Origin of the sequence: Sphingomonas sp. PR090111-T3T-6A (assembly GCF_000383095.1) — a bacterium.
Classification (GTDB): Bacteria; Pseudomonadota; Alphaproteobacteria; order Sphingomonadales; family Sphingomonadaceae; genus Solisphingomonas.
On sequence record NZ_AORL01000021.1, the window covers coordinates 347,250 to 372,090 of the forward strand.

24 protein-coding genes, 1 tRNA gene and 1 pseudogene are annotated in these 24,841 nt (G+C 68.1%); 19 read left to right on the forward strand and 7 right to left on the reverse strand.

Going from position 1 to position 24,841, the window contains the following annotated elements; translation table 11 throughout:
* Positions 1-46 precede the first annotated feature (46 nt).
* Positions 47-2,362 carry a patatin-like protein gene (locus tag ST3T6A_RS0111740; protein ID WP_019833125.1) on the reverse strand — a complete coding sequence of 772 codons (2,316 nt, stop codon included), beginning with the start codon at positions 2,360-2,362 and terminating at the stop codon, positions 47-49.
* Between the two features lie 110 nt (positions 2,363-2,472).
* Between ST3T6A_RS0111740 and radA the strand changes: the two genes are divergently transcribed.
* The 5 genes from radA (at position 2,473) to ST3T6A_RS0111765 (ending at position 7,181) form a co-directional block, all read left to right on the forward strand.
* The gene (radA, locus tag ST3T6A_RS0111745; protein WP_026359649.1) at positions 2,473-3,846 is read left to right on the forward strand and encodes a DNA repair protein RadA; all 1,374 of its coding nucleotides are present in this window, start codon (positions 2,473-2,475) and stop codon (positions 3,844-3,846) included.
* Between the two features lie 9 nt (positions 3,847-3,855).
* Complete coding sequence (locus tag ST3T6A_RS0111750; protein WP_019833127.1) at positions 3,856-4,398, forward strand: CvpA family protein; 543 nt, start codon at positions 3,856-3,858, stop codon at positions 4,396-4,398.
* Between the two features lie 175 nt (positions 4,399-4,573).
* A complete protein-coding gene (locus ST3T6A_RS0111755; protein WP_019833128.1) occupies positions 4,574-5,041 on the forward strand; it encodes an iron-sulfur cluster assembly scaffold protein in 468 nt (155 codons plus the stop codon).
* Between the two features lie 44 nt (positions 5,042-5,085).
* On the forward strand, positions 5,086-6,837 hold the full coding sequence (locus tag ST3T6A_RS0111760) for a cation:proton antiporter domain-containing protein (protein WP_051103470.1): 1,752 nt from the start codon (positions 5,086-5,088) through the stop codon (positions 6,835-6,837).
* Entirely contained in the window at positions 6,834-7,181 is a 348-nt protein-coding gene (locus ST3T6A_RS0111765; RefSeq protein ID WP_019833130.1) for a DUF423 domain-containing protein, read from the forward strand. The genes ST3T6A_RS0111760 and ST3T6A_RS0111765 overlap by 4 nt, the downstream gene beginning before the upstream one ends.
* A 3-nt stretch (positions 7,182-7,184) precedes the next feature.
* Here ST3T6A_RS0111765 and aroB read toward each other — a convergent pair whose 3' ends face one another.
* Both aroB and ST3T6A_RS0111775 read right to left on the reverse strand, forming a co-directional pair.
* Positions 7,185-8,297, reverse strand: coding sequence for a 3-dehydroquinate synthase (aroB, locus tag ST3T6A_RS0111770; RefSeq protein ID WP_019833131.1), 1,113 nt, complete (start codon positions 8,295-8,297; stop codon positions 7,185-7,187).
* A complete protein-coding gene (locus ST3T6A_RS0111775; protein WP_026359651.1) occupies positions 8,294-8,848 on the reverse strand; it encodes a shikimate kinase in 555 nt (184 codons plus the stop codon). The genes aroB and ST3T6A_RS0111775 overlap by 4 nt, the downstream gene beginning before the upstream one ends.
* An 89-nt stretch (positions 8,849-8,937) precedes the next feature.
* On the opposite strand from ST3T6A_RS0111775, the gene ST3T6A_RS21515 reads away from it, so the two are divergent.
* From ST3T6A_RS21515 to ST3T6A_RS0111795, 4 genes are read left to right on the forward strand one after another with little or no spacing between them, the layout of a single operon-like run.
* The gene (locus ST3T6A_RS21515) at positions 8,938-9,081 is read left to right on the forward strand and encodes a hypothetical protein (protein WP_019833133.1); all 144 of its coding nucleotides are present in this window, start codon (positions 8,938-8,940) and stop codon (positions 9,079-9,081) included.
* Positions 9,068-10,924 (forward strand): hypothetical protein, encoded by a 1,857-nt coding sequence (locus ST3T6A_RS0111785; RefSeq protein ID WP_019833134.1) that lies wholly within the window; start codon positions 9,068-9,070, stop codon positions 10,922-10,924. Before ST3T6A_RS21515 ends, ST3T6A_RS0111785 begins: the two co-directional genes overlap by 14 nt.
* Positions 10,921-11,856 (forward strand): tyrosine-type recombinase/integrase, encoded by a 936-nt coding sequence (locus tag ST3T6A_RS0111790; protein WP_019833135.1) that lies wholly within the window; start codon positions 10,921-10,923, stop codon positions 11,854-11,856. Before ST3T6A_RS0111785 ends, ST3T6A_RS0111790 begins: the two co-directional genes overlap by 4 nt.
* Before the next feature lie 10 nt (positions 11,857-11,866).
* Positions 11,867-12,805 (forward strand): acetyl-CoA carboxylase carboxyltransferase subunit alpha, encoded by a 939-nt coding sequence (locus tag ST3T6A_RS0111795; protein WP_019833136.1) that lies wholly within the window; start codon positions 11,867-11,869, stop codon positions 12,803-12,805.
* Positions 12,806-12,901: 96 nt separating this feature from the next.
* On the opposite strand, the gene ST3T6A_RS0111800 is transcribed toward ST3T6A_RS0111795, so the two are convergent.
* Positions 12,902-13,075, reverse strand: a complete 174-nt coding sequence (locus ST3T6A_RS0111800; protein ID WP_019833137.1) for a Flp family type IVb pilin — start codon at positions 13,073-13,075, stop codon at positions 12,902-12,904.
* Between the two features lie 128 nt (positions 13,076-13,203).
* Positions 13,204-13,410: a Flp family type IVb pilin gene (locus ST3T6A_RS20020; RefSeq protein WP_037538377.1), complete on the reverse strand. Its 207-nt coding sequence runs from the start codon at positions 13,408-13,410 to the stop codon at positions 13,204-13,206.
* A gap of 33 nt (positions 13,411-13,443) precedes the next feature.
* Here ST3T6A_RS20020 and ST3T6A_RS0111810 point away from each other — a divergent pair, with 33 nt between their 5' ends.
* A complete protein-coding gene (locus ST3T6A_RS0111810; RefSeq protein ID WP_019833139.1) occupies positions 13,444-13,860 on the forward strand; it encodes a (deoxy)nucleoside triphosphate pyrophosphohydrolase in 417 nt (138 codons plus the stop codon).
* Here ST3T6A_RS0111810 and ST3T6A_RS0111815 read toward each other — a convergent pair.
* A complete protein-coding gene (locus ST3T6A_RS0111815; protein WP_019833140.1) occupies positions 13,857-14,729 on the reverse strand; it encodes a class I SAM-dependent methyltransferase in 873 nt (290 codons plus the stop codon). The genes ST3T6A_RS0111810 and ST3T6A_RS0111815 overlap by 4 nt on opposite strands.
* A gap of 43 nt (positions 14,730-14,772) precedes the next feature.
* On the opposite strand from ST3T6A_RS0111815, the pseudogene ST3T6A_RS22205 reads away from it, so the two are divergent.
* The 8 genes and pseudogenes from ST3T6A_RS22205 to ST3T6A_RS20025 form a co-directional block, all read left to right on the forward strand.
* Positions 14,773-14,937: pseudogene (locus tag ST3T6A_RS22205) on the forward strand (double zinc ribbon domain-containing protein); the annotation flags it as partial.
* A gap of 99 nt (positions 14,938-15,036) precedes the next feature.
* Positions 15,037-15,534, forward strand: a complete 498-nt coding sequence (locus ST3T6A_RS0111820; RefSeq protein ID WP_328285303.1) for a ComF family protein — start codon at positions 15,037-15,039, stop codon at positions 15,532-15,534.
* A gap of 53 nt (positions 15,535-15,587) precedes the next feature.
* Complete coding sequence (gene grxC, locus ST3T6A_RS0111825) at positions 15,588-15,845, forward strand: glutaredoxin 3 (RefSeq protein WP_019833142.1); 258 nt, start codon at positions 15,588-15,590, stop codon at positions 15,843-15,845.
* A gap of 8 nt (positions 15,846-15,853) precedes the next feature.
* A complete protein-coding gene (locus ST3T6A_RS0111830; RefSeq protein ID WP_019833143.1) occupies positions 15,854-16,684 on the forward strand; it encodes a carbon-nitrogen hydrolase family protein in 831 nt (276 codons plus the stop codon).
* Positions 16,681-17,097, forward strand: coding sequence for a DUF1178 family protein (locus ST3T6A_RS0111835; RefSeq protein ID WP_019833144.1), 417 nt, complete (start codon positions 16,681-16,683; stop codon positions 17,095-17,097). The genes ST3T6A_RS0111830 and ST3T6A_RS0111835 overlap by 4 nt, the downstream gene beginning before the upstream one ends.
* Before the next feature lie 35 nt (positions 17,098-17,132).
* Positions 17,133-17,209: transfer RNA gene (locus ST3T6A_RS0111840), tRNA-Arg, on the forward strand.
* Positions 17,210-17,864: 655 nt separating this feature from the next.
* Complete coding sequence (locus tag ST3T6A_RS0111845) at positions 17,865-19,865, forward strand: TonB-dependent receptor plug domain-containing protein (RefSeq protein ID WP_019833145.1); 2,001 nt, start codon at positions 17,865-17,867, stop codon at positions 19,863-19,865.
* Between the two features lie 430 nt (positions 19,866-20,295).
* The gene (locus ST3T6A_RS20025) at positions 20,296-22,806 is read left to right on the forward strand and encodes a sensor domain-containing protein (RefSeq protein WP_162140532.1); all 2,511 of its coding nucleotides are present in this window, start codon (positions 20,296-20,298) and stop codon (positions 22,804-22,806) included.
* A 9-nt stretch (positions 22,807-22,815) separates the two neighbouring features.
* Here ST3T6A_RS20025 and ST3T6A_RS0111855 read toward each other — a convergent pair whose 3' ends face one another.
* The gene (locus tag ST3T6A_RS0111855; RefSeq protein ID WP_019833147.1) at positions 22,816-23,889 is read right to left on the reverse strand and encodes a redoxin domain-containing protein; all 1,074 of its coding nucleotides are present in this window, start codon (positions 23,887-23,889) and stop codon (positions 22,816-22,818) included.
* Positions 23,890-24,171: 282 nt separating this feature from the next.
* On the opposite strand from ST3T6A_RS0111855, the gene wrbA reads away from it, so the two are divergent.
* Positions 24,172-24,771, forward strand: a complete 600-nt coding sequence (gene wrbA, locus ST3T6A_RS0111860; protein ID WP_019833148.1) for an NAD(P)H:quinone oxidoreductase — start codon at positions 24,172-24,174, stop codon at positions 24,769-24,771.
* Positions 24,772-24,841 lie beyond the last annotated feature (70 nt).

Consider the following 24,841-nt stretch of genomic DNA (forward strand, 5'->3'; position numbering starts at 1 on the left):
CGAGCTTATGCGGAAGCGTAATGAGACGCCAGCCTCCCCGGCCGGGTTATCCGATCTCGGCCGCCAGCTTCTCGAACAGATCGGGGATATGGGTGAGCCGATCGCGCTCCTCGCCCAATATGGCACGGAATATGTCTCGTTTCAGGCCAGCGATCGCGCCGGGGGGCAGCGAGCGGCCGGCCGGGAGTGTGGAGGCGACGATATCGATCATCCGGTCCGCTCCGTGGAGGCGGCCCCAGAGATAATCGTTCTCGCGATAGACCCGGCTGAAGAACGCCCCGAAGCTGTTGAACTGTATGCCCTTGAGGCTCGCTTCCGCGCCGCCCTCCCGGATGGCGCGGGCGTCCTCGGGCGAGATGCGGTCCACCTTGATCGGGTCGAACTCGTCGAGCCCTTCGTCCTGGAGCAGCGGCAGCATGGCGATGTCGTAGAAGGGGAAGCCGAGATAGGCATAGAGCATCACCCGCCGCTCCGCCCTCGGCAGAGCGGTGAAGGCCTCCGCCAGCCGTTCGTCGGCGCCTTGGTCGAGCGCGGCGAGATCGCGCGTCTGGGCGAGCCAGTCCAGCGCGGCCTCGGGTTGGTCGACGGCGATGCGGGCGGCGGCGCGGGCGGCCTCGTCGTAGAAATCGTCGCTCTGCCGGGCGAGATAGGGGGCGAGGGCGTCGAACAGGCCTTCGCGCATCGTCTGGGCGGCCTGGCGGAGGAGTTCGCCATGCTGCTCCATCGCCTCGATCCGCCGCGCGAGGAAGCGGAGCCGCCGCACCCGGAAGCGGATGTCGTGCTGCCGGAAGAACAGCACCACCGATTCGGCGACGCGGCCCCCGATCAGCGAATGCGGTGCGCGGAGGCCCTTGGCGACGATATGATCCGCGATGGCGTCGCGATAGGCGTCGAGCGAGGCGGCGGTCGGCCCGGCGAGCGAGTGGAGGAGGATCGCCAGTTCCTCGTTCACCGTCGTCAGCTTCAGGTGGCCGTAGGAGGCATAGGCATAGCCCGCTCCCTTGCCGGCCCGGTCATGCGCCTTGGCGCGCCAGGCGAGCAGGCGGGACGGCGTTGGCGAATCGAGGAAGAAGGTGGAGCCCAGCGCGTCCTCGATCGTGGCCTCCACCTCGGGGCGGATCGCGTCGGTGATCTCGCGCATCCGGTTGATGCGGGCGGAGCGGCCCTCGATCGCCTCCAGATTGTCCCGGATCGGCTGTTCGCGCGGGATGTCGGACATCGCGCCGAAGATGGTCTGGAAGAAGCCGGGCTGGCTGATGGCGCCGGGCGTGTTGAGCCGCATGATCCGGTTGCCGGGATGTGGATCGACATAGACGAAGCGCCGGTCGATCTCGCGCCGGGCCGGACGGTTGCGCAGCGCGTCGACGGCGGGGCGGAAGGGCGCGTTGGCGAGTACCGAGCCGTCTATCAGGGCGGCGGAATCGATCTGCCCCGCCGCCGCCTGCCGGGGGAGTGAGCGGGTAAGGAAGGCCTCGCGCGTCGGCCAGTCGCGCCCGCGTGTCGCGAGCACGCCGTCCAGTTCGGCGACCGTGAAGGGCGGGAAGGCGCCCGGAAAGCTCGCGGTCGCCCGTGCCGCGAAGGCGAGTTCGGCCGCGTCGCCCAATCCTGGCCCGCCGTCCGGCCCGGAACGCCCGCGATCGCAGAAGGCGAGCGTCAGGCGATGCTCGGTCTCCACCACCTCGTCCGGCGAGTGAAGGTGCAGCCGCTCCGGGTGGCCGTGGAAATCGGTGACGGTGACGAAGAGGTCAAGCGGCTGGCCCTCGGGCAGCAGCGGCGGGCCGGCCGGGCGCGCCTCCATGGCATCGAGCGCGTCGAGGATCACGCCCGTGAAGCCGGCACCTCCGAATGGCGGCTCGAACCAGCGCCCGCGCACGAAGCTGGCGAGCTTGGCCTTCACCTCGGCGCGCGCGGCGGGCTCGACCGTCTCCTCCAGCCCCGTCTCGCGGCCGGCCAGCGCCCAGGCGATCGGCGTCGCCCACATCTTGGAGAGCCGCGATCCGGGCCGGGCCTCGGGATCGACGAGCTGGTCCACATCGGCTTTCTCCAGCCACAGGCTGGTGAGCGGCTCCAGCGACTGGCCGCTGCTGATCGCCTGCGCGAGGAAGATGCCGTTGAGCCCGCCTGCGCTGGCACCCGCGATGATGTCGACAAGGATACGGAGCCAGATTTCCGCCTCGTCCTCGATCAGCGCGAGCAGGCGGCGATAGACATCCTCGCTGGCGCCCTCGGCCGGCTCCCCGGCCGAGAAAGCGCGGCTGGCGCGGGCGAGATGCCAGATCTCCTTGGTGATGCCGTGCATGTACACGGCAAGGCTGATGCCGCCGTAGCAGACCAGGGCCAGCCTGAGTTCCTTCTCCCTCATTGCGGCAAATGGTTGCATGGCAGCCGTGCCCCCGCAAGAGCGACCCTGCCTCTGTTGCGATGTTGGGAAGTGCAGGCTATGTTCTCGCTTCGTTCAAGGGCGGGAGCATCATGGCCAAGCCAGCCAAGCGTTATGTCTGTCAGGCCTGTGGGGGCGTTTCCCATCGTTGGCAGGGCCAGTGCGTCGATTGCGCGGAGTGGAACACGCTGGTCGAGGAGGTGCAGGCCGCACCCACCGCTTTCGCGGCGAAGCATGACCTCCGGCGTGGCGGGCGGATGCTGGAGCTGGTCGGGCTCGACGCGGACATCGTGCTGCCGGAGCGGACGAAGACGGGGATCGGCGAGCTGGACCGGGCGCTGGGTGGCGGGCTTGTCGCGGGCTCGGCGACGTTGATCGGTGGTGATCCGGGCATCGGCAAGTCCACGCTGCTCATTCAGGCGGCGGCGAAGCTGGCCGACGAGGGGCTGTCGGTGGCCTATATCTCGGGCGAGGAGGCTGCTGATCAGGTGCGGCTGCGCGCGCGCCGGCTCGGTCTCGGCAACGCGCCGGTGAAGCTGGGCGCGGCGACATCGGTGCGCGACATCCTTGCGACGCTGGACGCCGGGCGCCCGCCCGCGCTGCTGGTGATCGATTCGATCCAGACGATGCATTCGGACATGATCGAGGGCGCGCCGGGCACGGTGAGCCAGGTCCGCGCCTCGTCGCAGGAGCTGATCCGCTATGCCAAGGAGACGGGCGCGGCGCTGATCCTCGTCGGCCATGTCACCAAGGACGGCGCGATCGCCGGCCCGCGCGTGCTGGAGCATATGGTCGATACGGTGCTGAGCTTCGAGGGCGAGCGCAGCCATCAGTACCGCATCCTCCGCCCGATCAAGAACCGCTTCGGCGGCACGGATGAGATCGGCGTGTTCGCGATGGCGGAGACGGGGCTAGGCGAGGTGCTGAACCCATCTTCGCTGTTCCTGACGCAGCGCGACGAAGGGGTGGCCGGTGCGGTGGTGTTCCCGGCGCTGGAGGGCACGCGGCCTCTGCTGATCGAGATACAGGCGCTGACGGTGCGGCTGGCATCCGGTGCGACGCCGCGGCGGGCGGTAGTGGGCTGGGATTCGGGGCGGCTGGCGATGATCCTCGCCGTGCTGGAGGCGCGGTGTGGGCTGAGCTTCTCCTCGGCCGAAGTCTATCTGAACGTGGCGGGCGGCTATCGCGTCACCGATCCGGCGGCGGACGTGGCGGTGGCGGCGGCGCTCGTCTCGGCGTTGGCGGAGCGGCCGGTGCCGCCTGATGCGGTGGCGTTCGGGGAGGTGTCGCTGTCAGGCGAGATCCGGCCGGTGGCGCATGGCGCGATCCGGCTCAAGGAAGCCGCGAAGCTCGGTTTCGAGCGCGCGCTGATGCCATCCGCAGGCGCGGGCGAGGTGGCCGGGATTCAGGCCAGCCACTTCCCGTCGCTGGGCAGGCTCGTTGACCATCTGCTGGGGCGTGGCTAGGCGCGCTTCATGCACTCGCTGACCCTGCTCGATATCATCGTCCTCCTGTTCGTCGGCGGCGGCGCGCTGCTCGGCGTGATGCGCGGCTTCGTGATGGAGGTGCTGTCGCTGTTCGCCTGGGTGGCGGCGGTGATCGCGCTCAAGCTGTTCTACACGCCCGCCTCGCTGTTCCTCGGCGCGCATCTGCATACGAAGGCGGGGGCCTCGCTGCTCGCCTTCGTGCTGCTGTTCGCGATCGTCTTCTTCGCGGGCCGGATGCTGGCCGCGCGGATCGGGCGGAGCACGCGCACCTCGGTGCTGGGGCCGATCGACCGGACGCTGGGCCTCGGTTTCGGCGCGGTGAAGGGGCTGATCGGCGTGACGTTGCTCTTCATGCTGGGCAATCTCGTCTACGATCTCGGCTATGGTGGCGCGGCCCAGCGGCCGCAGTGGGTGCGCGAGGCGCGGAGCATCTCGCTGCTCCAGGCGAGCCGCCATGCCATCGACGATCTCGTTGCCAAACGGCGCGGGGATCGCCCGGCCGACAATATGGCCGAATCGATCGATCGCTGAACGATCCGACACCGGCGAACGGGTGACCGGCCTTGAGGGCCGGTCGCCTGTGCCAGGGGCGATGCGATCTGGGGCGGGTGATCAATCGCGCGGATGGTGAAGTCGCCGAAGCTCGTCGGACGCTCCGCATCTCCGCCGATAGGCATGGCCGCTTCGCCTCCTCGACGCGGCCGGAATGCTGCCCTATCTCGGGGGCATGTCGGCCGCGCTCTACAATTCCACCATCCTGCGGCTTGCCGCGTCGATCCCGCATGACGAGCGGCTGGCCGGGGCTGAAGGCTCCTCCAGCCGCCGCTCGCCCATCTGCGGCAGCCGCGTGACGGTGGACGTGCGGCTCGATGCCGAGGAACGCATAGAGGCGATAGGGCAGGAGGTGCGCGCCTGCGCGCTGGGGCAGGCTTCGGCCTCGCTGATGGGGGCGCATGCCCTCGGCCGCTCGATCGGGGAACTGGAGGCGGCGCGCGACGCGCTCACGGCCTATCTGGCAGGTGAGCGGGACGATCCGGGCGACTGGCCGGGGCTGGAGATATTCGGCCCGGCGCGCGACCATCACGCCCGCCATCCCTCGATCCGCCTCGCTTTCGAGGCGGTGGCCGAAGCCGCCGCCCTCGCTGCCGCCAAGCGCCGGGACGCCGCCGCGTGACGACGGGCGTTCCGGCAGACAATCTGCTCCGTGACGGCGTCATCATGCTGGGCGCCGCCTTGCCCGCCGTGCTGCTGTTCCGTCGCTTCGGCCTCGGCGCCGTGCTGGGCTATCTGCTCGCGGGCGTGCTGATCGGGCCGCAGGTGCTGAACGTCGTGGGCGATGCCAATGGCAAGATGGGCATCGCCGAGATCGGCATCACGCTGCTGCTCTTCCTCGTGGGGCTGGAACTCAATCCCCGCCGGCTATGGGAGCTGCGCCGCGAGATTTTCGGCATGGGCCTCGCGCAGGTGGTGATCGCGGGGCTGGCCATTTCGGCCGTGGTGTTCGCCTTCACCGGCTTCACGCCCGCCGCTGCGCTGGCGCTGGGCCTGCCGCTGGCGCTGTCGTCGACGGCGCAGGTGCTGCCGCTGCTGCGCTCCGCCGGGCGACTTCATACCAAGTTCGGCGAGCGCGCCTTCTCGATCCTGTTGTTCCAGGATCTGTCGATTGTACCCCTCATTACCGTGATCGCGGCGCTGTCCCGCGCGCCGGCGGACGCCAACGCTCCGCCGGGATGGCTGCTCGGGCTCTACACGGTGGGCGCGATCATCCTGCTGGTGCTGGCCGGGCGCTTTATCCTGAGCCCGGCGCTGCGCCTGATCGGCAATCTCGGCGAGCGCGAGATGTTCGTCGCCTCGGGGCTCTTCACGGTTCTGGCGGCCTCGGCGCTGATGGAGGCGCTGCATCTTTCCACCGCGCTCGGGGCTTTTGTGGCGGGCGTGATGCTTGCCGATTCGCCCTATCGCCACGAGCTGGAGGCGGACGTCGAGCCGTTCCGCTCGATCCTGCTCGGCCTGTTCTTCCTGACGGTGGGCATGTTGCTCGATCTGTCGGCGATCGCGACGCGGCCGCTGTTCGTGATCGGGCTCGCGGCGGCGCTGATCGTCGTCAAGACGCTGGTGCTCTACGGCATCGCGCGGATCGCGAAGATGGAGCGGCGATCGGCCTTCGCGCTGGGGCTGTTGCTCAGCCAAGGGGGCGAGTTCGGCTTCGTGCTGTTCGGGCAGGCACAGGCGGCGCTGCTCATCAAGCCTGAGGCGGCGAGCCTGTTCTCCGCCGTCGTCACGCTGTCGATGGCGACGACGCCCTTCCTGATGTCGCTGGCGCGGCGCTTCGGGGGCGAGGAGGCGGGCGCCAAGCTGCGCGGCCTCGCGGGGCCCGAGGAGGCGGATCAGGCCGCCGCCATCGTCGTCGGCCACGGCCGCTTCGGGCAGACGGTGGCGCAGATGCTGCTGGCGCACGGCCTGTCGCTCACCATCGTCGATCTCGACACCGAGATCATCGACATCGGCGACCGGCTCAACATCAAGATCTATTATGGCGACGGCACCCGGATCGACCTGCTGCGGCAGGCGGGCGCGGAGGAGGCCAAGCTGATCTGCTTCTGCCTCGATGGCGAGCAGCCGGACGCGGAGACGCTGCGGACGATCCAGACTGCTTTCCCCAAGGCGCGGCTGTTCGTACGCCTGTTCGATCGGCGGCACGATCTGGCGTTGCGCGGGATCGAGGTGGCCGGCACCGTGCGCGAGGTGTTCGAGAGCGCGGTCTGCATGGGGCGGCAGGTGCTCGAAACGCTGGGCGTCGACGAGGCCGAGATGGACCGCATCGAGGAGGATTATCGCGAGCGCGACCGGCGGCGGCTCGATGCCCAGCACGAGGAGGGGGATATCCGCTCCGCGCGGGCGATGGCGCTGATGCACCGGCCGGGGCAGCTCGGCGTGAGCCTCGACGAGGATGAGGGAACGCCGCTGTGAGGGCCCGCGATCCGCTTGCGCTGCTGGCGGCGTTGTCCGGCGCGGTGGCGGTCGCTGCCGGGGCCTATGGCGCGCACGGGGCGCACGGGGCCGCGGCGGAGTGGCTGAAGACCGGATCGCATTATGAGCTGATCCACGCCGTCGCCGCGCTGGTGGCGTTGGCGCGACCGCTGGGACGGGCTGCGGGCTGGTGCTTCGTTGGCGGAGGCGGGCTGTTCGCGGCGACGCTCTACGCCATGGCGTTCGGCGGGCCGCTCTGGCTCGGGGCGATCACGCCGCTGGGCGGGCTCGCGATGATCGTCGGCTGGGGGATGCTCGCCTTTGGGGCGTGGCGCCGGGGCTGAGGCTCAGCCTCGCGCGCGCTCCGCGTCGAGGAAGGCGGCGACCTCCGCCAGACTTACATTCTTGTCGAGGAAAGTCTGTCCGATGCCGCGCGCGAGCAGGAAGGGGAGGCGGTTGCCCTCCATCTTCTTGTCATGGAGCATGTGGGCGACCAGCGTTTCGCCCGACGCATCCACGCCGGCGGCTTTGAGCGTCGTCGGCAGGCCGGCCGCCGCGAGATGGCGCGAGACGCGCTCGGCGTCCGCCTCAGGACATAAGCCCTGCGCGGCGGAGAAGCGGAAGGCGAGCGCCATGCCGCAGGCCACGCCCTCACCATGGAGCAGGCGCTCGGAGAAGCCCGTCTCGGCCTCCAGCGCATGGCCGAAGGTGTGGCCGAGGTTAAGCAGCGCGCGCACGCCCGCCGTCTCGCGCTCGTCGGCCTCGACGATGCGGGCCTTGGCGGCGATCGAGGTGGCGATGGCATGGACCCGCGCCGCGCCGTCCCCGGCCAGCAGCGCAGAACCATTCGCCTCGCACCAATCGAAGAAGGCCGGATCGTCGATCAGGCCGTATTTCACCACCTCGGCATAGCCGGCGGCGCGCTCGCGGGGCGGGAGGGTGTCGAGCGTGTCGGGATCGATCAGCACATGCGCGGGCTGGTGGAAGGCGCCGATCAGGTTCTTGCCGGCCTTCGTGTTGATCGCGGTCTTGCCGCCGACCGACGAATCGACCTGCGCGAGGAGTGTCGTGGGCACCTGCACGAAGCCGCAGCCGCGCTTCAGGATCGAACAGGCGAAGCCGACCAGATCGCCGATCACGCCGCCGCCGAGCGCGATCACCTTGTCCGATCGCTCGACGCCCAGCTCCAGCAGACGGTCGGTGAGCTGTTCCAGGTGCGCCCAGCTTTTCGTCGATTCGCCCGCCGGAAGCGTGATCGGCTCCACCGCGATGCCGGCGGCCTCCAGCGAAGCGGTCAGCCTCGGCAGGTGGAGCGCCGCGACATGCGCGTCCGTCACCACCACGAAGCGCCCGCGCGGCGCATAGCGGGCGAGGCGTGCGCCCGCATCCTCGAGCGCGCCCGGCGCGATCGCCACCTCGTAGCTGCGGTCGGCCAGCGAGACGGGAACGATCGTCGTCATTCGGAGAGCACCTTCAGGATCGCCTCGACCGTGGCCTCGTGCGGCAGCGGCTCGGAACGGACATGGATGGGGGCGAGCGCGTAGACCGGGTTCCGCACCGCGGCCAGCTCCGTCAGGATCTCGCGCGGATCGCGGCCCTGGAGCAGCGGGCGGTCGTCGCGCCGGCCGACACGCTCGACCAGCACGTCGATATCGGCGTCGAGCCAGATCGCGGTCGAGCGCTCCAGGATCAGCTTGCGGGTCTTCTCGTTCATGAAGGCGCCGCCGCCGGTCGCCACCACCTTGGGGCGGCCGTCGATCAGGCGGGCGATCACGCGGCGCTCGCCGTCGCGGAAGCCGTCCTCGCCGAATCGGGCGAAGATGTCGGAAATCTTGAGGCCGGCGGCGGCCTCGATCTCGCGGTCCGCATCGACGAAAGGCAGGTGCAGCCGCGCCGCGAGCCGTCGTCCGACGGTCGACTTGCCCACGCCCATCAGCCCGATGAGGACGATCGGCTTGCGCGTCGCGACGTGCCGGGCGGTGGATCGTTGTGAGGGCGGGCTTTGCGGCATGGGGCTGGGGCTATACACAGGGGTGAGGGATCGGGCAAAAGCGCGCTCCTTCGTTTGGTCCTTGTTTTTCTTTTTCCCCGGGAAGCAGCATGTCGCGTGGCAGCATCATCCTGATTGTCATCCTCCTCGCCCTGGTGGCGGGCCTCGTCTGGCTGTCGCATCGATCGGTGGCCGTGACGCCCCACCATATCGAGAAGGTGGTGACGCTGAACGGCGCCGATGCCTCGCACTAAGGCGGCGATCGACCTTCTGGCCGGCGTCGCGATGCTGGCCGTCGCGATCCCGGCTTTCGGGCAGCAGTCGCCCCAGTCGATCCTGCCGCCCGGCTTCGGCACACCTGCGAAGGCGCCGCCGCCTCCGCCGGCCACGCCCGCTCCGGCGCAGCCCCCGGTCGTGGCACCCCCGCCGCCGCCTGCTTCGGCCGAGCCCGGCAATGCGGTGGCGTCGTCCCTGCCGGACACCGGTCTCGACGAAGCGGCCAACGCCGCGATCGAGGATCAGGCCGCCAACGCCGCGGCGGAAGCCGCCGCCGAGCTGCGCAAGCAGGACATCCCCGAATTCGCACGCCGCTCGACCGAGCATGTCGGCTTCCTGCGCCCCGAGGTGACGGGCGTTCCGGCGGACGGCTTCGGCAACACGGCGGGTCGCTACCTCACCACGCTGATGGCACGGCTGGATGCGCCGGTCGCCTCGCGCTGGGTGTCGATGCTGCTCAGGCGCGTGCTGACCACCGACATCCAGACGCCGGGCGGCGTCGATCCGTCCGACTGGGTGGCCGAGCGCGTGCTGCTGCTCACCCGCATGGGCGAGGCGGACGCGGCGCGGCTGCTCGTCCAGCGCGTCGATCCCGACAAGGCGACGCCGCGCCTCTATGACGCGATCCTCGAAGCGGGGATGGCCTCGGCCGATCCGGCCGCGCTCTGCCCGGTGGCGGATGTCGCGGATACGAAGAGCAAGACCTCCACCTGGCCGCTGGCGCGCGCGATGTGCGCCGGCTTGTCGGGCGAGGCAGGCACGGCCAGCGCACTGGTCGATCGCGCCCGCTCGCTGCCGCACGCGGCGCAGGGCATCGACCTGTTGCTCGCCGAGCGCATCGTCGGCGCCGGCCCCAACGGCAAGCGCGCGACCGATATCCAGTGGTCGGGCGTCAACGAGCTGACGAGCTGGCGCTTCGGCCTCGCGAGTGCGGCAGGCCTCGCCATCCCGGATACGCTGTTTGACAACGGCAATCTTGCCATGCAGGCGTGGCGCGCGCGTGCGCCGATGCTGCCGGCGCAGAGCCGCCTTGGCGCGGAACGGATTGCGGCGACGCTGGGCGTGATGTCGTCGGCCGACCTGGTCGATTTCCTCTCCGCGCAGGCAGAGAGCGGCGATCCCTATGCCATGGATCAGACTCCGGCCGGCCGCTTGCGTTCGGCCTATGCCGCGCAGGACGAATCGGATCGGGTGGCGGCGCTTCGCGCGCTCTGGACCGATCCGGAGGGCGAGCGCGATCAATATGCCTCGCGCATCCTGACGGCGCGGGCCTCGGCGCGGATCACGCCTTCGTCGGACTATGCCTCGGACGCGTCGGCGCTGCTCGCGTCGATGCTGTCGGCGGGGCTCGACACGCAGGCGGCGCGGTGGACGGGCGTGGTGCGGAGCCTGTCCGGCACCTCGGGCGACGAGGCCTGGGCGCTGCTCGCGGTCGGCGCGCCGCGTTTGCAGGTGGAGATCGACACCGATCGCATCGCGAAGTTCGGTGACGGCGGACGCGGCTCGGCGAAGTTGCGCGCGCAGTTCCTGTTCGTGAGCCTCGCGGGGCTGGGCCGCATCGCGCCGCGCGACGTCGACAAGCTGGCGCAGCGCCTCGACGTGCCGCTCGGGGTTCAGAACGAGTGGACCCGCGCGATCGACACGGCGGCTGCCAAGCGCGAGCCGGCATTGACGGCGCTGCTGGCGGCCGTGGGGATGCAGACGACCGACTGGACGCAGGTTTCGCCGGTCTTCCTCTACCACATCATCGCGAGCCTCCGGGCGGTGGGGTATGAGCCCGAGGCGCGGATGATCGCGGCCGAGGCGCTGAGCCGGACATGAGGCCCGGCGCCGCCTTCGCCACCGGCGAGGATGCGCACGCCATCGAACGCTTCTTGGAGGCGATGGCGGCGGAGGCCGGGGCGTCCCGCAACACGCTGCTCGCCTATGGGACAGACCTGCGCGGCGCCTCGGCGCTGCTGGAGGGGCGGCTCGCGGCGGCGGACGGGGATGCGCTCGTGAAGCTGGGTGAGGCGTGGCAGGCGCTCGCCCACGCCACCATCGCGCGCAAGGCGGCGGCGCTGCGACGCTTCTTCGCCTTTCTGGTGGAGGATGGGACGCGGGCAGACGATCCCTCCGCAGCGCTCCCGCGCGGGCAGGTGCGGCGGCCGCTGCCGAAGATCCTCGACCATGCGGAGGTCGATCGCCTGTTCGAGGTGCTCGCCGCGCGCACCGGCGAGGGCGCGAGCCGCGCCGATCTCCGCCTCGCCGCGCTGGTCGAGCTTCTCTACGGCTCCGGTCTGCGCGCGACCGAGCTGGTTTCGCTGCCGCGCGCGGCGATTCGGGCGGGGCAGCCTTTCCTCATCCTCAAGGGCAAGGGCGGGCGCGAGCGGCTGGCGCCGATCTCGGACCGGGCGCTGGCGGCGGTCGAGCGCTGGCGGGCGGAGGTCCCGTCGGGGCAGCCCTGGCTCTTCCCGTCGGGGAAATCGCATCTCAGCCGGATGCGGCTCTACCAACTGGTGCGCGCGCTGGGTGGCGAGGCAGGAATCTCGCCCGAGCGGATCAGCCCGCATGTCCTGCGCCACGCCTTCGCCACGCACCTGCTGGAAGGCGGAGCCGATCTGCGCGCGTTGCAGGCGATGCTGGGCCATGCCGACATCGCCACCACGCAGATCTACACGCATGTCGATAGCCGCCGGCTGGTCGAACTGGTCAACGCGCGGCATCCGCTTGCCGAGCGCGTCCAAGTTGACGGCGCGAACACAGCGCCTTAACCGCCGGGGCATGATGTTTCTCGACTTCGAAAAGCCGATCGCCGAACTGCGCGCCCGTGTCTCCGAGCTGCGGGAGACGGCCGACGCCGGTTCGCTCGATATCGAGCAGGAAATCTCGAAGCTGGAGGCCAAGGCCGACCGGATGCTCCGGGAGACCTATGCGAAGCTGACGCCGTGGCAGAAGACGCAGGTCGCCCGCCACCCGCAGCGGCCGCATCTCAAGGATTATATCGCCGGCATCGTCGACGATTTCATGCCGCTCGCCGGCGACCGCGCCTTTGCCGACGATCAGGCGATCATCGGTGGGCTCGGCCGGATCGATGGGCGCCGGGTGATGGTCATCGGCCATGAGAAGGGCGACGATACCGCCAGCCGTCTCCGCCACAATTTCGGCATGGCCAAGCCCGAGGGCTATCGCAAGGCGATCCGCCTGATGGAGATGGCCGACCGCTTCGGCCTGCCCGTGGTGACGCTGGTCGATACGTCCGGCGCCTTCCCCGGTGTGCAGGCGGAGGAGCGCGGGCAGGCGGAAGCCATCGCGCGCTCGACCGAGACGTGCCTGGAGCTGGGCGTGCCGCTGGTCGCCGCGATCGTGGGCGAGGGCGGCTCGGGCGGCGCGGTGGCTCTGGCTGCGGCCAATCGGGTGCTGATGTTCGAGCACGCCGTCTATTCGGTGATTTCGCCCGAGGGCTGCGCCTCGATCCTGTGGCGCACCGCCGAGAAGGCGCCGGATGCGGCCGATGCGATGAAGGTTACCGCGCAGGATCTCCAGAAGCTCGGCGTGGTGGACCGGATCGTGCCGGAACCGGTGGGCGGCGCGCATCGCGGTCGCAGCGAGGCGATCGGGTCGCTTAAGCAAGCGCTGGGCGAGGAACTGGATCAGCTCACGCCGCTGGAAAGTGGGGAACTGCGCCGTCGCCGTCGGGATAAGTTCCTGGCGATTGGCTGATGGCGTTGGCGACAGCGGGCTGTCGCCTCCTGAATTGCGGGCAAAGAAAAAGGGCCGACAGGATATCCTGTCGGCCCTCCCACAACCGAGTGAAGATTAGGTGGCAGGAGCCGCGGTGCCACCGAGGTTGTTCGACACGTTGTTGAACGTGTTCTTCAGGCCACTGCCGACCGAGCTCATCGCGGCGATCGCGGCGACGGCGATCAGGGCGGCGATCAGGCCATATTCAATCGCCGTCGCGCCCTTGTTGTTCTTCAGGAACTTGCGCATGGGTTTTCCTCCGTCCAGTCCGAAACACTTCCCGGCTTCCCCTTTGGAGGGGTTGCAGGGCCGCTTTTAAAGGTGGTGGAGTTGCCAAATGTTTAATCCGGGGGCGGGAAATCGTCTTCCGCTCCGGATCACTCGACGTTGCTGGCCTCATTGGCCACATGGTTGAGCATACCGACCGCCTTGGAAGCGAAGAGCTGCACGCTGCCCATGATGGCCAGCACGATCAGGGCGCAGATGAGGCCGTATTCGATCGCTGTGCCACCGCGCTGGTCAGACGTGAGCTTCCCGATTATGCGCACGCTCGTCCCCTGCCGCTGTGTTTGGTCAAGCTTCACCTATTCTTCGGATATTAAGGAAGATTTACGCGGATGAACGTGAGTTCGAACGGTAACGGCATCCTGCTTGTCGCTGCGGCAGCCTTGGTGGACAGCGACGGGCGCGTGCTCGTCCAGCAGCGCAGCTCCGGCGCACTCAAGGGGCTGTGGGAGTTCCCCGGCGGGAAGATCGAGCCCGGCGAGACGCCGGCTGCTGCCCTGATCCGCGAATTGCACGAGGAACTGGGCATCGATGTCGAGGCGGCCTGCCTCGCGCCCGCCGCCTTCGCCAGCGAGCCGCTGGGAGAGCGTCACCTGCTCCTGCTGCTGCATGTCTGCCGCAAGTGGAAGGGCACTCCGCAGCCGATCGAGGCGGCGGACCTGCGCTGGATGCGTCCGGTAGAGCTTCATGCCTTGCCGATGCCGGAGCCGGACAAGCCGCTGATCGGCCTGCTGGAGGCGCTCGTCTAGTCGGGCTTGCTCTTGAGGGCCGCGGCGAGGGAGGCGACGGCGCTGCCGCGGCGTGCCGGGCGGGGCTGCGATTCGTCGGGCGCCCAGCCGATCAAATAGACGATCTCGAACGTCTCGGAGACGCGGCCATCGACATCCGCCTGACCGAGGAAGGCACCATGGGCCGCCGCCGCCTGCATCCGGCCCAGCCGGGGCCGCTCGCCGGACAGGATGGCCCCCTGCGCACCGAAGCGGAGATCGGCCAGCAGGCCATCCAGACTGCGATAGCGGGCCTCCAGTGCCTCGCCATCGGCGACGGGGAGAGCGAAGCCCGCACGGGCAAGGAGATCACCTGCCGAACGCACGTCCACCTGCGGATGGATACGCGGCGCGACGCCCACGTCACCGGCAAGATCGGCCTGAAGCATCGCCGCCCGCAGGCGGGGGAGGCTGCCCGCTCCCGCGAAGCCCGCCATGAACAGGCCGTCCGGCTTCAGCGCGCGCCGCGCGAGCACCAGCGCGCCGGGCAGATCGTTCACGCTGTCCAGAACGCCCGCGGACATCACCAGATCGAACGCACCATCGGCGAAGGGCAGGCGATCCTCGTCGCACTGGACGCCGCCCATCGCCCGTGCGGCCGAGAAGCTCGCATCGGCACAGACCACCCACATGCCCTGCGCCCTCAGCGCCGCTGCGAGCTGGCCGTCCGCCGCGCCGAGCACCAGCGCGCGCGTGAAGCGGCGCTCCACCAGTTCCAGTCGCCCGAGCAATTCGTCGGCGATATGCGTCGTGAGAAAGCCGTGCTGCTCAAAGTGCGCCATGGCCCGATCCCGCCGGATGCGGCGGCGGCGGCGGTCGAAGGGTTCGGGCGCGGGCTGGCTCGGATTCATGGCGGGGCTTGTGCCGTCATGCGCGTCGGGGAACAAGAGGCCTATGGCCGTCGCCGTCGCGCTTCATGTGCTTCGCTCGCTCCGCTCGGCGGGTTTGAACTTTGCCTTGCCGCCGCGCTGTCCGGGGTGCGGGGCGATCGTCGACGGTGATCATCGGTTTTGCGTGACGTGCTGGCAGTCGCTGGAGTTCCTCGGTTCCCCGAGCTGCATCCGCTGCGCTGTCCCCCTGCCGCACGACATCGGTCCGGATGCGACCTGTGCGGCGTGCGATTGTGATCCGCCGGTCTTCGATCGGGCCGCCGCCGCCGTGGCCTATGGAGAGGTGGCGCGCACGGTCGCGCTGCGCTTGAAATATGGACGGCGGCCCGGCGTCGCGCGGACGATGGCGGGGCAGATGACCCGGCTGCTCGGCGATCTCCCGCCGGGCGCATATGTGGCGGCGGTGCCGCTCCATCGCTGGCGGTTGTGGAAGCGCGGCTACAATCAGGCGTTGCTGATCGCGCGAGGCGTGGCGGAAGAGGCCGGGCTCGAGTGCGTGCCGGACCTGATCGAGCGGACCCGTGCGACACCGACCCTGCGCGGGCTGGGCACGCGGGAGCGGCGGCAGGCGGTGCGGGACGCATTCCGCGTGCCTGCGCGCTATCGTCAGTCCCTCGCTGGCAGGATGGTTCTGCTGGTGGACGATGTGTTCACGAGCGGCGCCACGGCGGAAGCCTGCGCGCGCACCCTGAAGGAGGCGGGGGCAGGGGAGGTGCGCCTGCTCTGCTGGGCGCGGGTGCTGCGCGAGGATGGTGCGGCCCGTTGACATTCGGGCGCTTCATCCACAGTTCCGCGGTCAAACTGGAAAGGTCCATTCTTATGGCGAAGATCGAAGTCTATACGAAGATGGGTTGCCCCTACTGCACGCGCGCGCGCCAGCTGCTCCAGGCCAAGGGCGCGGCATTCGAGGATATCGACATCACCATGGGCGGCCCGAAGCGCAAGGAAATGCTGGAGCGCGCGCCGCATCACACCACGGTGCCGTCGATCTTCATCAATGGCCGCCATATCGGCGGTTCGGACGATCTCGCGGCGCTGGAAGCGCGCGGTGCGCTCGACGAGCTTCTCGCAGCCTGATCCGAACCATGCGTGTCGCCGTCCTCCAGATGCGGAGCGGGATCGATCCCGCCGCCAATGCCCGCGCGCTGGTCGCGGGGCTGGAGGAGGCGGCCGCGGGTGGTGCTGCGATCGCCTTCACGCCCGAGATGACGGGGCTGCTCGACCGCGATCGCCAGCGCGCGGCTTCGTCGATCGCCGGGGAGGCGTCGGATGTCGTGCTCGCCGCCGCGTGTGAGGCTGCCCTGAGGCTCGGATTGTGGGTGCAGCTCGGCTCGCTGGCCTTGCGGCCGGGGGGTGAGGAGAGGCGCTACGTCAATCGCGGGTTCCTGATCGACCCGATGGGCGTGATCCGTGCCCGCTACGACAAGCTCCATCTCTTCGACGTGGACCTGCCGACCGGCGAAAGCTGGCGCGAATCCGCCGCCTATGCGCCGGGCTCGGGCGCGGTGGTGGCCGAGACGCCGGTCGGGCAGCTGGGGCTCAGCATCTGTTACGACATGCGTTTCCCGGACCTCTATCGCGCGCTGAGCGATGCGGGCGCCGAGATATTATCGGTCCCCGCGGCCTTCACGGTGCCGACCGGGCGGGCGCATTGGCACATCCTGCTCCGCGCCCGCGCGATCGAGGCGGGGTGCTTCGTGGTTGCCGCCGCACAGGCGGGGACGCATGAGGACGGCCGCTCCACCTACGGTCATTCGCTGGTCGTCGATCCGTGGGGCGAGGTGTTGCTCGATATGGGCGAGGAGCCCGGCGTCGGCTTCGCCGAGATCGATCTGATACGGCTTGAGGATGTGCGGGCGCGCATTCCGGCGTTGCGCCACCGGCGTCCGATCCCGGCCGTGGAGCGTGTCGGATGATCGTGTTCGATCTCAACTGCGGCGGCGGCCATGTGTTCGAGGCGTGGTTCGGCAGCCAGGACGATTATGACGGCCAGCGCGAGCGCGGGCTCGTGTCCTGCCCGGTATGCGGTGACGGAGATGTCTCCAAGGCCCCGATGGCGCCCCGCATCTCTACGGGCGAAGCGAAGCCACCGGCCGATCCTAAGGCGATGATGCGGGCGCTGATGGCGGCGCAGGCGAAGCTGCTGTCCGGTTCCGAAGATGTCGGCGGTCGATTCGCGGAGGAAGCACGGGCGATCCATCTCGGCGATGCGGAGGAGCGGCTGATCCACGGCCGCGCCACGCCAGCCGAGGCACGGATGCTGGTGGAGGAAGGCGTGCCGGTCGCACCGCTGCCATTTCCGGTACGCGATCCCGTGCGGGACAATTGACCCGGAGCCCTCCCGCATCTAACCCTCCGCGCCGTGGCTCCATAGCTCAGCAGGATAGAGCGACGGTTTCCTAAACCGCAGGTCGGGGGTTCGAATCCCTCTGGGGCCACCAAGATTTCGCCATGGGGCGGATTGCGAAAATCCAGCTCGCCGGCTGCCTGCCAAGCATCTCCAACCACTTCGTGACGAGGTTTCGCGCGCCCTTCGATGAGGGGTGGTCGAATCATATGTTACATCATAACATTGATCGACACGGTGACCCTCCATCCAGGCGGGCAAGCAAGTGGGCGGGAATGAAGGGGCAACAGGCGCGGAGCAGGAAAACTGGGTCCGGCACACGGTGCCGGTTCACGTTCCTGTGCGCGCTTTTGCTGGCTCTGCTGGGTCAGAGCATCGCTACCCAGTCCCATGTCCACCGCCGGGATATGAGCAGCCCGGCCGCCCGGCAGGGGCCGCGCATTTCCACAAGCAGGTTGCCGGCGCCCGCGCCTGCTGATTGTCCCATTTGCAGGGAAAGCGCGCAGGCCGGGCATTATCTCGGTCCAGCCACGTTTCAGCTCGCTCCTGTGGCAAGGGCCTTCCCGCCATCCGGCGTTTCGTCGCTCAGGCGGATCATCTGCCGGCTTTACGGTTTCGGGTGGCGCAGCCGTGCTCCGCCCATCCCGCTCCACGACTGACAACGAGAAGAAGAGGCGGCCCTCGCGCCGCTGCCCCGCTTTCGGGGTTGCGCCCGCACGCCCGCTGCCAAGGTCATGGAGTTATTTGAAATGCGATCCGTTTTTCTGTTCGGTGCGGCGTCTGTCGCGCTGATGCCCGCTGTCGTGCAGGCCGAGGATATCGCGGCCGACAGTGCCGATCCGCGCCAGATCATCGTGACAGCGTCGCCGATCACGTCGGCACAGGATGAAACCCCCTCGATCGTCGCCAAGATCGATCGCGCCCAGATTCTGGCCAATGGCGGCGCGAGCATTGCGGATTCGCTGGCCGACGTTCCCGGCATTTCGGCGACCAGCTTCGCGTCGGGGGCGAGCCGCCCGATCATTCGCGGCATGGATGCGACCCGCGTGCGCATCCTCGAAGATGGCACCAGCAGCTCCGACGTATCGGACATCGGCCCCGATCATGGCATCCCGATCGATCCGCTTTCGGCCCAGAGCATCGAGGTGGTGCGCGGCGCCGGCACGTTGCGCTACGGCAGTCAGGCCATCGGCGGTGTCGTCAACGTGCTGAACAATCGCGTGCCGACGAGCCTACCCGACAAGCCGATCTCCGCCGAGATGACGGGGAGCTACGACAGCGTCTCCGACACGGGGCAGGGCTCGCTCCTCGCCGACGGCAAGGTGGGCGATGCGATCGCCGTCCATGTCGACGGCTTCTACCGCCATGCCGGAGACTATGACACGCCGGATGGTACGCAGCAGAACAGCTGGTTTCATGGCTATGGCGAAACCGCCGGCGGTTCCTATTTCTTCGGCCCCGGCAAGGGCAGCCATGTCGGCGCGGCGATCATGCAATATGACGCGCAATACGGCATCCCCAGCGACACCACCCACATCGACATGCATCAGATGAAGGTGCTGACCCGCAATTCGTTCGACCTCGGGACGGGCCTGTTCCGCACCCTGAACGTCGACGGCAGCTATGCGAAATATCATCACAGCGAGGTGGAGCCCGACGGCACCGTCGACACGACCTTCCGCAACAAGGAATATGACGGCCATGCGGAGCTGCTGATGGGGCCGATCGGCTTCATCCGCAATTCGGCGCTGGGCGTGGAGGTCCAGCACCGCAACTTCTCCGCGATCGGCGAAGACAGCAGCTATCTCTTCCCCACCGTGACCGAGAGCGAGGCGGGCTATATCTTCACCGAAACGCCCGTCACCTCGACGCTGCGGGTGCAGGCGAGCGGCCGTGTCGAGCATGTGAGCGTCAAGGGCACGCCTGCGTCGGATATCCGCACCAAGACGGATTATACGCCGGTCAGCGGCGCCATCGGGGCGTTGCTGGATGTCGGCAAGGTCGTGAAGCTGGGCCTCACCTTTTCGAGCACCGGCCGCGCGCCTGCCCAGACCGAGCTGTTCGCACGCGGCGGGCATGATGGCCCCGATACGTTCGAAACGGGCGACCCCAATCTGAGGATCGAGCGGGCCAATTCGCTGGAGGCGACGTTGCGCATCAACGAGGGCGGCTTCCGCTTCGAGGGCAGCCTCTACAGCACCTGGTTCCACAATTATATCTACGGCGACCTGACCGGGCGCACCTGCGACGATGATGGCGAGTGTGTCGAAGGGGGCGGCGAAGAGCTGCGGGAACTCAACTACCGCCAGCAGGACGCTCATTTCCGGGGAGCGGAAGCGCAGGCCTCCTATCAGCTTCTCAAGACCGGTTCGGGCGCCACGCTCGATGTGAAGGCGCTGGGCGACTACACGCGCGCGACGCTCGACGATGGCGGCAACGTGCCGCGCATCCCGCCCTATCGCGCCGGGGGCGGCCTGTCGTGGCAGAGCGATCCTCTGGATGCGGGCTTCATGCTCATCCATGTCGGCCGACAGAACAGGTTCGGCGCCTTCGATACCCCGACGTCGGGCTATAATGAGCTGAACGCGCAGGTCGCGTTCCGCCCCTTCCGGGAGCATCGGGGCGTGGAGCTGGCGCTTGTCGGCCGCAACCTGACCAACGACACGCAGCGGAATGCCGCCGCGCTCAACAAGGACGAGGTTCTGCTTCCGGGCCGCAACGTCAGGCTGGTCCTGAAGGTCGCCCTGTAAACATGATGCGTGGCGGCCGGATCAGGCGGCCGCCACGTTCGTTCGTCGCGCCCGCGCGCTTCATCGGGAGGGAGGACGCGCCTTCTCCGGGGCTATGATACGGGATTTCCCGGAAAGAAAGCCATGGACGAACCTATGAGGTGAAAATTTCTGCTTATTCAATAAGATGATCGGGCGCTTACTTCTGGTTAAGCGTTTCCCGACTACGGGAGAATGTGCCGCGCAGGGAACTGGGAAGGAAGTCAGTCGCGGCCGCGTTGAGGACGGAGGGAAAGCGTCTTCAGTAGTCGCGAGGCGCGAGACTATGAGTCACGGAAAGCATGACCGGGCCTCTGAAGCACGCGGATCGCGCTGGTTCGTGCCCGCCGGGCCCATGGCGACGCGACCGAGGGGCGTTACCGACCTCGCCGCTGAACTGAGCCTTCCGCTCATGCCTGCATCGCGTGGCGGCGCCGATATGGAAGCCGGCGATTGCGGCGCCGGCATCCTCGATCTGAACGAGGTCCTCAGCCGTGCCGAGGTCGGCATCCTGCACCGCGATCTCGCGCTCAACGTGCTGGCGGTCAACGATCATTATTGCCGGCTTGTCGGCCGAACCCCGGACGAACTCGCCGGATTGCCCATGCACATCTTCACCCATCCGGACGACGCCGCCCGCAGCCTTGCGCTGCACGAGCGGCAGTTCGCGAAGGGAGAGCCCTTCCAGATCGAGAAGCGCTATCAGCGGCCTGACGGATCGGTGAGCTGGTGCATCGTCAACGTCTCCTTCGTCTGCGATGCTGCGGGCCGGCCAACGTCCACCGTCACGGTCGCCCTCGACGTGACGAAGAGGCGTGAGGCGGAAGAAGAGCTGCGCGAAAGCGAAGAGCATTATCGCAACACCGTCGAACTCGCTCCGCAGATCGCGTGGACGGCAAGCCCGAGCGGCCAGATCGAGGAAGTCAGCCCGCGCTGGGCCGTGATAACCGGCATGAAGCCCTTGGAGGCGTTGGGTTCGGGCTGGCAGAAGGCGTTGCACGACGACGATATCGAGCCCACGCTCGAGGCTTGGACACATGCTCTCCGGATGGGCACGCCGGTGGACGTCGAGTACCGGCTGTGGACGCCGGACGCAGGTTATCGCTGGTTTCGCGCCCGCGCGGCCGCGCGGCGGGACGAGCAGGGCCAGATCGTTCGCTGGTACGGGACGCTGGAAGATGTCAACGATCGGGTGCTGGCCGAACGGGGCCTGCGGGAGAGCGAGGAGCGCTTCAGGCTCGCGGCGGAAGCCGCCGGCCTTGGCATCTGGGATTATGACCGGCTGACCGGGCGCCGCGAATGGTCGGACGAGTTGAAGATCATGCTTGGCCTGCCCCGGTCGGCAAAGCCCGATCTCGCCACCGCGCTTGCCCTCATCGTGCCGGAAGACCGGCCCAAGCTGCGGAACCTCGCGCAACGCGTGCAGAGCGGCGAAACCGATCCGCGCTTCGATGTGACCATTACGATGCATCGCGCCGATACGGGCGAGAAACGATACATGCAGACGAGCGGCTGGAGCGTGCAGGCCGCGACCGGTCGCCTCGAGCGGGTTCTCGTTACGATCCGCGACATCACCGAGGAGCATACCGCCGAACAGCGTATCCGCTGGGCAGCGACACATGACGCGCTGACCGGCGTCCCCAATCGCAGCCACTTCTCGGAGAAACTCGAAGGCGCCATTGCCCGCGCCAGGGAGGCGGATACCCAGATCGCGCTCATCCTTTTCGACGTCGACAATCTGAAGCAGACGAACGACACGATCGGCCATGATGCAGGAGATCGCCTGCTCACCATCTTTGCCGAGCGTCTGAAGGCCTTTTCCGGCGAAGCAGGCGGGATCGGCCGCCTGGGCGGCGATGAATTCGCGATCTTCCTCGAACATCGCGACGAGGCGCAGATGCTGGCCGTGGCACGCGATATCCTGCAACGCCTGCATCAGCCTTTCGAATATGATGGAGGGGCCGTCGACTGTCAGTCCACGGCCGGCTGCTCCATCCTGCCGAGGGATGCCGACAACGCCGCGAACCTTCTGAAGTGCGCGGATATCGCGCTCTATGCCGGCAAAGCCGATTGCCGCGGCTCGCTTTCCATCTTCGATCCCGCGATGCGGACGATCCTGGACCGGCGCACCTCCATGCTGCGGCTCGCGCGGGCCGCTCTTCGCGACGATCGCATCATGCCTTTCTATCAACCCAAGGTGTGCTTGCTCGACGAGAGGGTCGTCGGCTTCGAGGCGCTGCTGCGATGGACGGAGACGGGCGGCGATATCGAGCCTCCGGGCTCGATCGCCGCGGCGTTCGAGGATCTGAACCTCGCGACCGCCATTGGCGAGCGGATGCTGGATCAGGTCTGCCGCGATATCGCCCGCTGGCGGGCGGAGGGGCTCGATGTCGGGAGCGTGGCGTTCAACCTCTCCCCTGCGGAATTCCGACGCGATGACCTTTTCGACCGCATCATGAGCAGGCTGCATCAGGATCGCATCCCGACATCGCTTCTGGAACTGGAGATCACGGAATCGGTCTTCCTCGGCCATGATGCGAGCGCGGTCGCCAGAACCTTGCAGGCCTTCCATCGCGAGGGCGTCCGCATTGCGCTCGACGATTTCGGGACCGGATTTGCGTCGCTGACGCATCTGCAATCCTTTCCCGTCGACGTCATCAAGATCGACCGGAGTTTCGTGTCGGACGTCGCCGCGCGGCCGGGCAACGCCGCCATCGTGAAAGCCGTGATCGGGCTCGCGCGCGACTTGAGCATGGACGTGGTGGCGGAGGGCATCGAGACGCGGCAGCAGGCGGATCATCTGCGGCAGCAAGGCTGCACGTTCGGGCAGGGTTTCTGGTTCGGGCCGGCCATGCCGCGCGACGAGGTGGCCGAGCTTCTTCGGGCGAACCGCCGGGATCGGGCCTCACGAGGCTGTCTCTAGCAGTCGTCTCTATTCGAGGCTGGCAACCGCCTTCTCGATATCGCCACCCGGCGGCACGGTTCCGCGGACGTGTCCTTCCGCATCGATCAGGATCACGGTCGGGATTTGACGCACGCCGAAGGAGCGGAAGAGCGAACCGCTTGGATCGAGCGCCAGTGGAATCTTCGGATGCGTCTCCGTCTGGTAATCCACCAAATCCCGCAGCTTCGTCGACCAGGGGCCGCCGGCGATGCCGAGCCACTCGACCGCGTCGTTCGCGGACAGGCGATCGGCGGTTTCGCGCGCGCTCCGGCATGCCTTCGCCACCTCGGGGCGGCTCGTCGCGAGATAGGATTCGCACCAGCTCGAGAAGAAGAGAAGCGCGCGCGGACGATGGCGGGGGCTGACAAGCGGGACTGCCGCGCCGGTGGTGCCCGTCGCGGAGAGGCTTCCCACCCCGTCGCCCGTTTGAAGAACCGGCGCCATCTGCGCCGTCTGTGTCTCGACCACGGGGCTTGTGGAGCTTTCCTGGGCACGTCGCAGGGCAGTATCGAGGGCATCGCCGTCAAGATTGCCCATATAGGCGATGCGCCCGTCGCGGCCGATGACGACATGCTGCGGCGTGACGCGCAGATTGAGCGCCGCGGCGAGGCGACCGTCATCGATCACGATCGGCATCTTCAGCCCGTAGGCCTTGCGGAAAGCCCTGACATGGGCCTCGTCGTCGCCGAAACCCGTATTGACGGCGATGACCTCGATCCTGTCGCCCTGCGTCTCGAAGATATGCTCGAACTTGGGCATCTGCTGACGGCAGGGGATGCACCATGTCGCCCAGAACTTCAGATAGACCGGCCGCTTGCCGTAAAAGCGGGAGAGATCGATCGTCTGCCCGTCGATCGTTTTCAGAACGAGCGTGGGGGCCGGTTTTCCCAGCAGCGGCGTGCCGGCTTCCTGTGCGCGGGCCTCGCCGTCCGGCGTTCCGGCAGATTGCGCCTCGGCGGCCTGGGGGGGCGGCTTCTCCGCGCGCCGGCAGGAGGCGAGGGGCAGGGACGCGATCAGTGACAGCGCCAGGATCAACATGCCTTTGGATGCCGTGTTCGTCATGCCCTGCCTTTTGTCCACCGATCCGCGCCCGATTCCAGAGGCCGATATAGCCGATCTCGGTCTCGCTGAACGGGCTGTCCACAAAAGGATGATCGACATGCGATATGCCGTTTCCGGCGACGATGGGCAGGGGGCCGGTTCATACGAAGACAGGCATCATTTCGAAAAATCCGAACATTTGGTTCTGACTTATCCATCTTCTTAGAAATCATCCGGTCCGCTAGATCGTCCCGCAAGTTTCCGCCGCCAATCAGGGTGGGCGACAAATAAGGAGCACGGGTCATGGCGAAGGTGCTGGTTCTTTATCATTCGGCTTATGGTCATATCGAGCAGATGGCGGAAGCCGTGGCGGAGGGCGCCCGCGGCGCCGGCGCCGAGGTGACGATCCGTCGCGTTCCCGAGACAGTGCCGGAAGAGGTCGCCAAGGCCTCCTATTTCAAGCTCGACCAGAAGGCGGAGATCGCCACCGTCGCCGAGCTGGAGAATTATGATGCGATCATCATCGGCGTTGGCACGCGCTATGGCCGTATGCCCTCGCAGATGGCGGCCTTCCTCGACCAGACCGGCGGGCTGTGGATGCGCGGCGCGCTGAATGGCAAGGTCGGCGCCGCCTTCGCCTCGACCGCCAGCCAGCATGGCGGCCAGGAGACGACGCTCTTCTCCGTCATCACCAACCTGCTGCACCTCGGCCTGACCATCGTCGGCCTGCCCTACAGCTTCCAGGGCCAGCTCAAGCTCGACGAAGTCACCGGCGGCTCGCCCTATGGCGCGACCACCATCGCGGCCGGCGACGGCTCGCGTCAGCCGAGCGCCAACGAACTCGACGGCGCCCGTCACCAGGGCAAGCTGGTGGCGGAGACGGCGGCCAAGCTCTTCGGCTAAGTATACCGTAGCTTTGCGTATGGAAGGCGGCGGCCCAGTCGGGCTGCCGCCTTTTTCGTGCTTGAAACGA